Source organism: Chitinophaga sp. (assembly GCF_035538455.1).
In the GTDB taxonomy this organism is placed as follows: Bacteria; Bacteroidota; Bacteroidia; order Chitinophagales; family Chitinophagaceae; genus Chitinophaga.
Genome location: NZ_DATLKJ010000210.1, coordinates 49,122 through 63,054 on the forward strand (window position 1 = coordinate 49,122; position 13,933 = coordinate 63,054).

Here is a 13,933-nt window from a genome sequence, read left to right on the forward strand (position 1 = left end):
CTCATAACTTATAGTTATAGCTATTATTTGTTTGCCCCTGCCTGTTAACCTACTTTTGACATACCTGTAATTTTTTTACCAACCACACCAGCCATTTTATACGTTTTCGGAGGAATGTACCCATGGAGTACTTACAACAATCTAATTATCTGCCTGTATTGGTGATCGGCATTGTAGTCGGTTATCTTTCCGGGTTATTGGGAAAAGGAGGAAGCGCTATCAGCACGCCGGCGCTACAGATCTTTGCGGGAGTTAATCCCTTTTTTGCACTTGCTTCGCCGTTGCCGGCATCAATATCCAGTACTTTGTCTGCGACGGCTGTATATAGCAAGGAAAAATTATTCAACAGAAAGGTGATCTTATTAGGCGCCGCTTTCGGAGTGCCGGCCACTATTGCCGGTTCATGGATGAGCAGCTACCTGCCCGGAAGGTCCCTGATGGTACTGACCGCTCTGTTTATTGTATCCATCGGGGTTTCGTTGTTATATGCCTTCCTGAGCCGCAAAACTGTAACTAATGAGGAAATGATCAGCAGCAGCAGTTTGCCTGCCGGGAAACTGATTGGAGCTGCCTTATTCATCGGCTTCTTGTCAGGGTTGCTGGCCAATGCGGGCGGGATCCTTTTCAGCTCTTTCTTTATCAAGAAATTAAAAATGCCTATCAAACAGGCACTGGCATGTGCGGTAATATTATCTGCGATTTTATCTGTACCCGGGGCGCTGGTACACTGGCAGCTGGGACATATCGATTGGAATATTGCATTGCTTTTATCGCTCACTGCTTTTCCGGCTTCCTATCTGGGGGCAAAGACAGCCGTTAAAATGAAGACACCCTTACTGGAAAAGATCTTTGCATTGACGCTGATTATTTTTGGAATATACGATATCATTTTCACGCTGCGGGCGTAAAGTCTGTCGTGGAAAGGTATATCTGATCAATATTATCATGCACTTATCTTCAGCTTGCTAATAGCTTCCCGCTCATATGGAGGGAGCGTGCTCACAATAAGCTCATAAGCATCATGCAGTAAGGACTCCAACTCACTGGTGGGAAGTGCGTCTTCCTTATTCAGCTGTACCCAGTGATACCTTGCCAGGTGAGGCGCAGGCACAATCCCCGGATGGGAGATCAGCTTGTGGTACAATGCTGGCGCACATTTGAAGGAAATGCGGTGAGGTGGCTCGAGGGATAACATACAGAACAATTTTTCTCCAACAAAGAATCGTAGTTCATTATCCCATTTCTTATCAACGGTCACGGCCGGTAAAGACTGGCACATATCGAGGGTGTGATCAAACATAGCAGTCAGTTTAAAAGCATATACAATCAATACCGCCTTTGTCGGGCGATACAGTTAGAAAATTTTGCTGTAAATAGAGATTGAAACTGCTATGTAAATGTAGGGAATAAAATGCACACTTGACTGTGATATTTTTATGATTTTTGTCGTTATCCTGATAGAAGAAGATTAATTGTGATTTCTTTAATGTTTTGATGATGATATAGGAAAATAAAAAGCGGAGGCCCTTTCCACCAGACGAGTGGGAAGGGCCTCCGCTTTTTATAAGTCATTTAATCAACTTTTCAATCTTCGCTCGCCATTAGTATGAAAGGCAGGATGATCAGAGGGTAGCCATTTTCTGTTCCAGTACAGAAAGCGGTACGCATCCGTCTTTCAACAGCTCGTTATGGAAAGCGGGAAGGCTGAATTTGCTACCGAGCTCTTTGGTGTATTTGTTGCGCAGCTCACGGATTTTGAGTTCCCCTATTTTGTAGGAAAGCGCTTGCCCCGGAATGGCCATGTAGCGTTCTATTTCAGCAGTTACTTCCTGTTCTGAGATAGGTTCATTGTCCATCATGTATTTGATGGCCTGCTCGCGGGTCCAGCCTTTATGGTGCATACCAACGTCCACGACTAAACGAATGGCACGGTGTATTTCATCGGAGAGATGACCGAAGTACATGTAAGGATCTGTATAAAGCCCCAGCTCTTTACCCAGGCTTTCACAATAGAGCGCATAACCTTCGCCATAGGCGCCTATCCAGGTAAAGCGACGAAATTTAGGCAGGGAGTCATTTTCCTGCTGAAGTGAGATCTGGAAGTGGTGCCCGGGAATAGCTTCATGCAGGAACAGCGTTTCCATTCCCATATAGGAGAACTCAGCCGGGTTAAGAATGGGCACATAGAATGTCCCCGGCCTTGTGCCGTCAGCGGAACCTTGCTGGTATTCAGCAGAGGCGGAGGCGGCACGATAGGCTTCTGTCTGGCGTATTTCGAACTTTGTTTTCGGGAAATGGCTATACATTTTTTTCACTCCCGGCATGATCTTGTTTTCAATCGCCTTGAAAGAATCGAGGATGGCGGCAGCGGTTTTAAAGATGTGGAGTTTTTTATCTGTACGCACAGATGCAAAGAATGCCGGCAGGTCACCTTTGAAGCCGGTACTATTTTTCACGGCTTCCATTTCTCCGCGGATGCGTGCTACTTCTTTTTCTCCCAATGCAAATATTTCGTCGGGAGTGAAGGACGTAGTGGTCCAGTACCGGATCAGGTAGGCATAGTATGCCTTGCCATCGGGGATGCTGTCGATGCCGCTGCTGGTACGGGATTTAGGTAGGTATTCCTCCTGCATGAACTGGTGTAGTTTTGCGTAGGAGGGCAGTACATATTGTTCGATGGATGCGCGGTAGTCTTTTGTCAATTGGTCTTTGGCGGCTACACTGAGAGAATCAGGTAATTTTTTCAGCGGGGCATAGTAGATGTTGTTGTCATTTTTCTTAGCCAGATCGGCCAGCTGCGGGATGGTTTTCACCACCAGCGCTTTGGGCAGTACGTAGCCGGTGGTGATGCCGCGACGCATATTGGCGATGGCTGTATCTGTCCATGCTGCGAAGCCTTTCATACGCAGCATGAAGTTCTCATAATCTTTCTGTGTCTTGAATGGCTGAGCGGCGGAGCCGGAGCCTAACTGTGCCAACGTAATAGGCAGACAGGTGAACTGTTGCACGGGCATCAGGTGATCGTGATATTGCAGCCCCTCACGGCCGATTTCCAGCTCGCGGCGGAGCATTTCATAGGTGATACGGTCATTGGCGGAGAGGGCGGCGGTATCGATGCCTTTCAGTGCTTGCTGGTAGCGGACATAGAAAGAGTCCAGGCGTGTGCGGTAGGTCTCGCTGATGTCGGCAGGCAGCTGATCATTGTATTTTGTTTCTCCGTTAAAGGTGGATTGTATGGGGTTCAGCGCCATACTTTCATCGTAGTAGCGGGCTGCGAGCTGATTCAGGGAGTCCTGTACCACTCTGGCATCCGTGTGCGATGCTTTCTGCTGGCAGGAGGTGGTGAGCAGGCCGGCGAGGGCAAGCAGGCAGCCCATTTTTTTTAGTGTATGCATATCCGTGATTTAAAGCAGGTAATTAGGGGCTAAAAATAAGAAAGCATCCCGAAGAATCGGAATGCTTATTTAGAACAGTGAACAATGAAAAAAAAGATTAGAATATTTTATTTTAATGTTTTTATCCTGATACTTTTAAAGGAAACCTCATTACCATGATCCTGTAAGAGGATGTGACCGGCCGGCCACAAACCAAAATTCTTCCAGTTTTTATACTTGCTGATGGCTACTAAGTCCTTGAAAGCCTGAGAGCCGCGTTCGTATTCCACTACCTTAAAACCATTCAGCCAGTGTTCTACATGGTTATTTGGATACACAATAATACGACCTTTGTTCCATTCTCCAATAGGTAAGAGGGCACGTTTTTCCTGTTTTCTTGTAATTAGGTCGTAAAGTGAGGCCAGTGTGCGGTTTCCATCGCGTCCCAGCTTGGCGTCCGGGTGTTTTTCGTCATCCAGCACCTGGTATTCCAGTCCGATGGCTGACTTACCCCCCGTTTCATAGGTTTCGCTGACGAAGTACTTTACGCCGCTATTGGCTCCTGGTGTGAGTTTGAACGTAAATTCCAGCTCAAATGCACTGTATTCTTTATCTGTAACAATGTCGCCACCACTGCCTTCTTCATCTCCATTGGAGTGTTGTATGGTCAGCACGCCGTCATTGATTACCCAGCCTTTGCCAGGGAAAGTTTTCTTGTAGACACCTCTCCAGCCGTTAGCCGTTTTGCCGTCCCACAGTAGCTGGAAGCCGTTTTTCTTCTGTTGGCCGGAGATATTATTATCCACATTATTAACCACATAGATATTATCGTATGGAGAATACTGGGATGGAGCCGGATTTTCTATGATACGGATGTTTTTCCAGTAAATATTCTTGTTGTCATCGGCGGCATTTTTACCGATGCCATGTACCTGCAACGCGATGAAACCTTTGGGCAATGCGGTATCCACCAGATGGGCGGCAGGAACGCCATTCACCCAGGTACGCATTTCATTGCCGCGGCATTCGATGCGGTATTTGTTCCAGCCATCTTTCTTAAAGGCACTCTGCGCAGCAGGATTTAGCTCTAACGGATATTGCCACCCTCTTCTTCCTTCTTCATATATTCCTCCGCTCCATTTACGGTCGGAAGGGTCAATCTCCATCTGATAACCAAATACGCGGCCATTCTCATAGTCGGTACGACTCTGGCTGCGGAACTGGATACCGGAATTGAACTCTTTGCCCAGCTTGAATTCCAACTCAAGGATAAAATCGCCATATTCTTTTTCAGTGGCGAGGAAGGAGTTTGGTGTGCTCATCACCGTAGTGCCGACTATTTGCCCGTCCTGGGCATTGTATTTTGCCTGTCCTCCCAACTGTTTCCAGCCTTTCAGGTCTTTACCGTTAAACAACGGCTTCCATTGTGCTTTCTGAGCAGACAGCCCGCTGTATATACAGAGGAGGCTGCCGCATAAAAGAATCATTTTTTTCATAGTTATATCAAAAATATGATTACAAAGTAAGTAATGAAATTGATTTTTACAACCGATTGCAATAAAAGGTACAGATTTTCTTTTCTTTTATAGGTCCGGTGGGCGAGACTCGCCTGCCATCAAGCATTCGCCGCGTTATATATTTTTGTTGCAATCGTTTGCATTTAATCAAATTAATCTTATTTTGGAACTCAGTATGTCTCGGGAAGAGAAGTTTTTATCAGCCAACAAAACGTTATAGAAAAACACCGTTATGAAAATGAAGATTTCACGTTTGTGGTGCATTGCGCTATGCCTGCTACTGCATCAACTCCTGCAAGCCCAGTCGGTTTCCCGCATTGAGGGGAATGTATATGCCAGGGATAAGTCGCCGCTGGTTGGCGTGACAGTATCCGTCAAAGGCAGGACCGTGGGTACGCAAACTAATGCCAACGGGCATTTTGAGCTGCAGCTAAAAGAACCTGCGGGAGCTGTGCTCCTATTTTCTTTTATCGGATTTACAACAAAGGAGGAGCCGCTGAACGGCAGGAATATCGTCAGTATTACGCTGGACGAGGATCAGAAGAAACTTGATGAGATAGTGGTGGTGGGATATGGCCAGCAGAAAAAGAAAGATGTGACGGGCGCCATTGCTTCCGTCTCTACACAGGCAATCCGGGATGTACCGGTAACCAATGCCCAGCAGGCATTACAGGGGCGTACACCTGGCGTGGATGTGGTGAGTAACAGTGCTAAGCCCGGTGATGAGCCAACAGTGCGCATCCGCGGTAGCCGCTCCCTTTCCGCTGGTAACGACCCCCTCTACGTTGTTGATGGCATCCCCTATTCGGGAAGCCTCAATGATATAGGTACAGGCACCATTCAGTCGATGGAAGTACTGAAGGATGCGTCAGCCACAGCTATTTATGGCTCCAGGGGCGCAAACGGGGTTATCCTCATCACAACGATACGAGGCAAGGTAAGCCGGCCGATAGTGTCTTATTCAGGCTCTTATGGCTATGTGCATGCATTGGGTGAAACTGACATGATGAATGCAGAACAGTTTACCGATATGCGCAGGGAAGCTAACCGTACCATCGGGAAATACAATGATAAGAACGCCGACTCTTCAGACCAGGCCATTTTCAATCCTATTGAATATGCCGGCATCAAGAACGGCACTAACACAGACTGGCAGAAACTCCTGGTACAGAGTGGCTATCAGACTAATCACTCGCTGAGTGTTACCGGTGGTACCGAAAAGACCAAGTATTCTATCGGGCTGGGATATTTTAAAGACCAGGGTGTGTTTAAATTACAAGGCTATGAACGCTACAACCTGAACTTTGGTTTGGATCAGCTTATCGGGAAACGGATTAAGGTGGGTGCTTCTATACTCGGCTCCTACAGCAACCGTAAAGGCGAAACCTACGGTACCTCTGAGACACTGCTGCGTATGCTGCCCATCTCTTCTCCCTACGATGACAAAGGCAACCTGGTGATCTTCCCTAATGGCGACAGTAACCTGCCTAATCCGTTGCTGGACCTCGTGGACGGTGCACGTGTGGAAACACGCAAACGTTTTCGCCTTTTTACCAGTTTATACGGTGAAGTGGAAATTATTGACGGCCTGAAATACAGATTAAATGTCGGGCCAGATATTTCTCAATATAACTATGGCTTATTTCTCGGAAAGTATACCACTGATCTGCTCACTGGTGGAGGTAATGCTACTGCGTCCAAAACAAGCGGTGAAACGATTGCATATACTATTGAAAATATCCTTACTTACAATAAGGTCATCAAACAAAAACATAACATCGGTTTCACCGGCTTGTACAGTGTACAGCGCCAGCGCGGTGACAGTTCCACAGCCAATGTGCGTGGGGTGCTGGTGGAGAATCAGCAATACTTTAACCTCGGTGAAGCTCAGAACGTAACAGGCGTGGGCAGCAGCCTGGGCACCTGGACTATCCTGTCGTATATGGGACGTCTTAACTATGGTTATGACGACCGCTATCTCGTTACCCTTACCTTACGAGCGGATGGCTCCTCCCGTTTCGCGCCAGGCAAACAATGGGGCTACTTCCCCTCTGTGGCAGCCGCCTGGAATATTACCGGCGAGCCTTTCCTCAAGGGAAAGAAGAACATCGATATGATGAAACTGCGCGTCAGCTATGGCCGTATAGGTAATACCGGTATTAACCCTTATGTAACACAGGGTGCCCTGTCACGCATACCTTATTCTTTCGGTGGTAAAGGCGTACTGGGCTATGTGCCGCAGCAGCTGCGTAATCCCAACCTCACCTGGGAAACCACCACATCATTTGATGCCGGTTTCGATTTCAGTTTCTTCAACGGCCGTCTCACAGGTGTTGTGGACTACTACAGGCAGAAAACTACAGATCTGCTGATGCCTTTCCTGTTGCCTTACAGCAATGGTTTCAACAGTGTGCTCCAGAACGTGGGCGCTACCGCCAACAGGGGATGGGAAGTAGGACTGACAGGCATTATCATCGACAACCCCAAAGGTTTCAGCTGGAGTATGGATGTCAACTATACGCGCAACAGATCTGAAATCCTGGAGCTGATGGGAGGTAAACAGGCTGATATAGGCAATGCCTGGTTTGTGGGGCAGCCTACATATGTTTACTATGATTACAAGAAAGCGGGTATTTGGCAAACCAGCGAAGCGGCACAGGCTGCGCAGTACAAAGTGAAGCCCGGTGAAATAAAAATCGAGGATACCAACGGAGACGGTAAGGTGGATGCAAGCGACCGCCAGATACTGGGTACTCCGCAGCCTAAGTGGCAGGGCGGTACTACGCAACGCTTCTCTTACAAAGGATTTGAGCTGTCAATAGTAGCATTTGCCCGTATAGGCAACACCATTAAAAGTGATTTTTACCAGAACATGTTATCTCTTTCAGGACGCTTCAATAACCTGAATGTGAATTACTTTACGCCTGCTAATCCTACCAACGATTTCCCACGACCTAATGCTAACCAGGAACGCCCCAGCAACTATCAGTCGCTGAGTTATTTTGACGGTTCTTTCTTCAAGATCCGCAATATCACCCTGGCCTATGACTTGCCTGACGCGCTCGTAAAACGCTGGCAGATGCAGGGGCTTCGTTTCAATGTAAGCGTGAAGCAGCCGTTGATCCTTGCTCCTTACAGGCAAACGTGGAAAGGTGTGGACCCGGAAGATGTGAACACTATCGGTGTTGATGTACCGGCCACCTGGATGCTGCAATTTGGTGTGAATGCCAGGTTTTAATCTTTAATCAGACTGTGATTTTTGTGATTGGTTTGATTTTTCTGATAAGCGAAGATCACAGCGTTTATAAAATTACTGTTATGAAAAATATTTTCTGGGGAATAGCATTGCTGGCGCTTGCCGGAACAGGCTGTAACAAGATGTTGCAGGAAAATGTGGTAACCAATACAACAGATGATTTCTATTATACGCGTAATGGTTTCATGACTGCTGTGAACGCCGGGTACGCAGGTATGCGCAGTTTCTACAGCACAGAGCGCGGCATGTCGCTCACTGTGTTTGGAACAGATACTTACTCCAATGGTTCTGATGGTAACTTCAAGTTTGCCAATCAATATACTTCTCAGCTGGATGCGCGTTATTCACATGTCAATGAGTTATGGAACGGGTTGTATCAGTCGATCAATAGCTGCAACGTGGCCATAGACCGGGCAGACCAGGTGAAGGATCTCGACTCCCTTTCCCAAGTGAGAGGTATTGGCGAGGCCTTGTTCTGCCGGGCGCATTATCATTTTTTGCTGATGCAGCTTTTCGGGAATGTCCCCTTGCGCCTGCACGAAAACAAGGAAATACTGACTTCCGCTACGAGAGACTCTGTTTCAAAAGTGTATGACGCCATCATTAACGACCTGCTCACTGCAGAGCAGAACCTGCCTGCCACACAGGCTGAATGGGGACGCGCCGCCAAACCTGCTGCAGAACATTTGCTGGCAAGGGTATATCTTACTCGTGCATCTGCACCGGAAGCTCACACGGATGACTATATGAATGCCGCGAAGTATGCGGATATGGTCATCAAAAACTATAGCTTCAAGTTGCTGGATGACCCGGGGAAAATCTGGGCGCAGGGAAATGAAAACAATACCGAAACCATCTTTGCAGCACAATACACTACAGATCCGCTGTATGGTTCTTCTGACAATAACGCCTGCCGCTTTTTCCTGATGCAATACGACGTGCTGGATGGTATGACGCGCGATCTCCCTAATGGCACACCCTGGAAGCGTTTCAAACCGACAAAATTCCTGCTGGATACGCTGTACAAAGACCGCGTGCATGACGTGCGGTATGAAAAATTCTTTACCACTTTGTGGTTTGTGAACAAGCCCACTGCTACGCCCTGGCTGATGAATATGGGCGATACGGCTGTATATATGCCCGGCGTGGATGTGAGCAACGATGTGATAAAAAGTAAGAAATACCTGCTGGTACCGCCCAGAAACTACACGGAAAGATTATATCCTTCCCTTAACAAATTTGCTGATGCGCTGCGTCCTGATAACCAGGCTTCGGGGGTAAGGCCTTTCATTGCCTTCCGTCTTGCGGAGACTTACCTTATAGCAGCGGAAGCGCAGATGCGCATGGGCAATACCCAGGCAGCGGCAGATCTCGTGAATGCAGTGCGCATGCGGGCAGCACGGCAGGGTTCTACACCGGCTGAAACACAGCAGAACCAACTGCTCATGAAGATCACACCGGCAGATATGAATATAGATTTCCTCCTTGATGAAAGAGGCCGTGAACTGATTGGAGAGCAACTGGCCTGGTTTGATCTGAAACGTACCGGCAAGCTGCTGGAAAGAGTGAAGAAGCATAACCCGGAAGCAGCGGCAAATATACTGCCTATACATGTGCTGCGGCCTATCCCGCAGGATCAGATAGACAGGTCCTCCACCCCATTCCCGCAGAATAAGGGATATTGATATACTTATTATCCTGCTGATCATCAGTGTTTTATCTGCCTGAGAAGTCTTCTTTAACCGGCTTCTCAGGCGGATGATGATCCTGAGAAGTGCGCCTTTAACATGCCTTTGAGTAGGCTTTGCCCCCCTGGTTGACCCTTCTATGCCTCTTCTTTAATTCTTTCTTTGTACGCTTTTACTCCCTTTGATAATACTGGATTTATGTACTTAACTGCATAAGGTATTAGCTTTTTGGTATCCAGGTAGAATACTAAAAGCTAATACCTATTTACCTATTTATACTTCACTCTTACGATTCTGTTGCTATTTCTGTAGTCATATTTTGTAAAGCTTCCCACTATCAGCATGGCCTTTTCTGCTGGCTGCTGTACTATTCTTGCGATGCCGCCGCTTACTGCCCGTTCGCCAAGTGATACGCCGCCGTTGGTGTTGTAAGTGGGGTGTATAGCGCCGTCGGATCGTAGTACTACGATGTTGTTGCATAGTAAGTAGCCAAAACGTTGGAAGGTACCACTGAGGATAATTTCTCCGCCAGGCATTACGTCTGCAGAGAAAATATAGCCATCAGCGTTCTGGTCCATCCTGAAGGAGGGATCGAGGGTGCCGTCTTCATTTAGCCGTGCCACATGCGGGGCCGTTTGGCCATTGTAATTGTTGAAGGCGCCTACGATGATGTACTTCCCATCCGGTTGCCTGGTAATGCTATAAATGGGTTGATCAGCTCCGGCACCTGTGTTGAACGACATGTCCAGGGAGCCATCCGGGTTTAGCCTGGCGATGCGCCTGGCATCCTGACCGTTGTACCTGGTGAAGTTGCCGGTGATGATGATCTTCCCGTCTGGCAGTAACAACGTGCGTCCGATGAATCCATTCACACTTTCTTTGCCGCGGTGATTTACGAGGTCATAATTGAAGGTGCTGTCGATGGAGCCGTCGGATTGCAGCCGTATGATGTTGGTGGCCTGTATGGAGTCCAGGTGTATGGAATCAAGACCTGTGGAGCCGGTGAGACTGAAATTAGGTTGCACGTAGTACCTGAAAGCGCCTGTGAGTACCATTTTCCCGTCCTGCTGGAGGAGCAGGTTATTCACTTGCCCGGATACACCGCCCTTCATTGCCGATGTCTGGAGTTCCGTGCCTGATGCCAGCTTTGTTTTTACTGTTTGCAGGGAACCATTGCTGTATAGTTTTGCGATGCTGTTAACATAGCCTATGCCTTCGTAGGAGTTGAACCCGCCTGCAACGAGGTATTCTCCGCGGGGCAGTGGTGCGCCTGTATTGACGAAGGTGTTGGTTCCTGTTTTTTTACCATAGGTAAAGGAACGGTCAAGCGTACCATCATGATTGATGCGTGCCACACAGTTGACGCCGCCATCAATGTTGGCATTGTCGTAATTGTTGAAGGCGCCGACGATAAGATACTTACCGTTTTCCACAGGTATAATATCAGCGATCATGTTATTGGCGCCGCGATCGCCGGGAAAGAGCGTATCCATTTCAAAGCTGCCCAGCACCCGGAAGAAAGGCCCGAAGAAGTACTGTTGCTCTACCTGCGCTGAGACGCTGCCGGTTCCTGCCAGGGCTGGCACACGTACGCGTACCGTCGTATCCGTTAGTGATATAATATCGGCCCGCTGTCCGTTGAAAAGGATAACCAGCTTGTCCTTGTTCTTCGCGAATCCTTTCCCGGATACCGTGACTTCGTCATTGGGAGCTCCTTTGGCAGGGCTGATACCGTTTTTACTGATAATGACCGCAGGCTGTACGTTGTCGTCATATGGATCTTTCCCGTTGCTGCTGACGGATTCCTTTTTGCAGGCGTAGCAGATCGTCAACAGCAGTATAAAGGTTACAAATGTTTTCATACAATAATGGTTGACAGGTTATTTGTTTTGCAGATACTGTTCTGCTATCCTGGTAAATTCTCCACCCCGGAAGCCAAGCGTATGGCGGATGTTGAACACATGCAATACTCCATTCAGCGGCTGAATGTCTGACGTGGCTACAATTACGGAGGGGTTATTAGTGAAGTTGGCGGGATCATACGTAATATCTGTTACACGTATGATCCTTGCACCTACTGCTTCTACACCATTGTAGTCCTGGTAGATTAATCCTATGTTGAGTATATATCCGCTTTCCATTACGTAGTTGATTCCCGGGTAAGCATACACGTTTTTAGGATCTATGCGTGCAAAGCGTTTTGCCTGGTACTTTCCGCGGAGGATGTACAAGGAGAGAAACCTGCGCCACACGGCAGGATCAATGTCATCGAGATGCACGCTGTCTTCCGCAGTCAGATAGCGGTAGTTGTTAAGCTCATTCATTGCATCACGGATGGCGTCGTCAGTTGGTGAGAAGAAAGTAACCGTATCTTCCATCAACATCTTCTTCAGACCTGCCTTTTCCACAACATAAGCGACTGTATCAAAGAGGTATGGGTTTTTGACGAGATAATCATAGATACTACCATTGTACCGGGCTTCTGCAAGCCCGCCGTCTTTATAATAATCCTTCTTACATGCCGTCATTGCCAGCAGAAGGATACAGCATATAGTTAGCAGTTTTTGCATAAAACAGATTTTATGGTTATTGTATCCAGTATTCATTTTGCGTGATCATCGGATTGTTGGTAACGGCTCCGTTGTATATGGGCCATGTCCAGGCGCGGCGTGTATATTGTTCCGTAGTCAGGTAGTCTTCGCATTGATTCCTGTCTGTTACACGCCCGGTGCGTACGAGATCATACCAGAGATGACCTTCTCCCATCAGTTCTTTTTCACGTTCGGTGAAGATGGCATCCTGCAGGCCTCTGCCACCACTGCCTGCGTAGCGGCGTGCGCCGGCGCGGTCACGAATCTGGTTGAGTAATGCAATTGCTTCTGCATCCTGCGTGAGGTAAGACAAGGCTTCTGCTCTCAGCAGCAGCAGGTCTGCATAACGGAAGAAAATAAAATTGGCGTCGTAATCCCTGGTAGACGGGTCTGTAACAGCGGAGAATTTCAGGAACATCGCTGATTGCGGATTGCGTGTGGAATAAGGATCATCGAACCACAATTCAAATCGTTTATCTGGTTCGCCGCGTGGATACAGTCTGTCGAGATGTTTGATCATTGGTGTAATCTCGCTGCCATAACCGCCGAAAAGATCGCCACTGCTGTGAATGATGGGCTCGTGCAGTGTCCATTGTGCAATCAGGGAATGGAAGTTGACGCCATAGTTTGCATCCAGCGACAGTTCAAAAATACCTTCCTGGGAGCGCCCTTTGAAGAGGTTTTTGAATGTTTCTTTGGTGTAAGGCAGCAGTTCATATACGCCAAGGTCTATCACCTGCTTACTCAGGTCAGCGGCCTTTTGCCAGTATTGTTGCTGTTTGGCTTTGTCGAAACCGGCAAGCCACATATTCATGTGGACCATTAAGGTGAGCGCGGCTCCTTTGGTAGCCCGTACGGCCCTGTTGGTGGGGTCTTCGTAGGAGAGCGGCAGGTCATCTTTACAGGCATCAAGATCCTGCATACATACTTCCAGTACTTTCTCCATCTTCTCCCGCGGGCGGATGGAAGTATTATATGGGTCCATCTGCAACGGAACATCTCCATATAATCTCACCATATAGAAGTAGATGAAATCCCTTATAAACCGGGCTTCTGCGGCGAGTGCCTTTTTCTCGCGGGCGCCGAAATCAGGATGATTGATACCGGGAATTCTGTCTGCACAGAGATTAGCGGAGGCAATAGCTCTGTAGAACATGGACCAGTCTACAACGCGTCCGGAGCCGTCGGTGCAGTTCCAGCAAAGTTCTCCGCTGAGGAGGTCATTAGTGCCAAGCGCGCGCAGGTTACGTTTGTTGAACCAGTTCCAGTTTCCCGGGCGGAAGTCGCCGGTATTGTATAGCGTACCTTCCAGGAATTTGTCGAGGAGTACGCTGTACGCGCCATTGATAGCTTTCTCTGCATCGCCTTTTGTTTTCCAGAAGTCGTTACCTGAAAGTGTATCCAGCGGCTTTACTTCAAGGAATTTCTTACAGGCGGCCATTCCTGCCAGCAGGCATAACAGGCAGGCGATTGTATACCATTTTTTCATCTGAAAAGAATTTAAGCG

The 13,933-nt window shown here is 47.9% G+C and carries 9 protein-coding genes; 3 read left to right on the top strand and 6 right to left on the bottom strand.

The annotated features are described in order from the left end of the window. The first annotated feature begins 122 nt into the window (after positions 1-122). A complete protein-coding gene (locus VM802_RS24855; protein ID WP_325535744.1) occupies positions 123-908 on the top strand; it encodes a sulfite exporter TauE/SafE family protein in 786 nt (261 codons plus the stop codon). A gap of 35 nt (positions 909-943) precedes the next feature. On the opposite strand, the gene VM802_RS24860 is transcribed toward VM802_RS24855, so the two are convergent. The 3 genes from VM802_RS24860 to VM802_RS24870 all read right to left on the bottom strand — a co-directional run bounded on the left by VM802_RS24860 (position 944) and on the right by VM802_RS24870 (position 4,861). After that, a complete protein-coding gene (locus tag VM802_RS24860) occupies positions 944-1,300 on the bottom strand; it encodes an MmcQ/YjbR family DNA-binding protein (RefSeq protein WP_325535746.1) in 357 nt (118 codons plus the stop codon). Positions 1,301-1,622: 322 nt separating this feature from the next. After that, the gene (locus VM802_RS24865) at positions 1,623-3,395 is read right to left on the bottom strand and encodes a DUF885 domain-containing protein (RefSeq protein WP_325535748.1); all 1,773 of its coding nucleotides are present in this window, start codon (positions 3,393-3,395) and stop codon (positions 1,623-1,625) included. A 107-nt stretch (positions 3,396-3,502) separates the two neighbouring features. Then, positions 3,503-4,861: a 3-keto-disaccharide hydrolase gene (locus tag VM802_RS24870; RefSeq protein ID WP_325535750.1), complete on the bottom strand. Its 1,359-nt coding sequence runs from the start codon at positions 4,859-4,861 to the stop codon at positions 3,503-3,505. 262 nt (positions 4,862-5,123) lie between these two features. Between VM802_RS24870 and VM802_RS24875 the strand changes: the two genes are divergently transcribed. Next, entirely contained in the window at positions 5,124-8,129 is a 3,006-nt protein-coding gene (locus VM802_RS24875; RefSeq protein ID WP_325535752.1) for a SusC/RagA family TonB-linked outer membrane protein, read from the top strand. An 80-nt stretch (positions 8,130-8,209) separates the two neighbouring features. Next, on the top strand, positions 8,210-9,832 hold the full coding sequence (locus tag VM802_RS24880) for a RagB/SusD family nutrient uptake outer membrane protein (protein ID WP_325535754.1): 1,623 nt from the start codon (positions 8,210-8,212) through the stop codon (positions 9,830-9,832). A 272-nt stretch (positions 9,833-10,104) separates the two neighbouring features. On the opposite strand, the gene VM802_RS24885 is transcribed toward VM802_RS24880, so the two are convergent. From VM802_RS24885 to VM802_RS24895, 3 genes are read right to left on the bottom strand one after another with little or no spacing between them, the layout of a single operon-like run. Then, positions 10,105-11,697 carry a delta-60 repeat-containing protein gene (locus VM802_RS24885; RefSeq protein ID WP_325535756.1) on the bottom strand — a complete coding sequence of 531 codons (1,593 nt, stop codon included), beginning with the start codon at positions 11,695-11,697 and terminating at the stop codon, positions 10,105-10,107. A gap of 18 nt (positions 11,698-11,715) precedes the next feature. Continuing rightward, entirely contained in the window at positions 11,716-12,405 is a 690-nt protein-coding gene (locus VM802_RS24890) for a fasciclin domain-containing protein (RefSeq protein WP_325535758.1), read from the bottom strand. Between the two features lie 16 nt (positions 12,406-12,421). Beyond that, positions 12,422-13,915, bottom strand: a complete 1,494-nt coding sequence (locus tag VM802_RS24895; protein ID WP_325535760.1) for a RagB/SusD family nutrient uptake outer membrane protein — start codon at positions 13,913-13,915, stop codon at positions 12,422-12,424. Between the last annotated feature and the right edge of the window lie 18 nt (positions 13,916-13,933).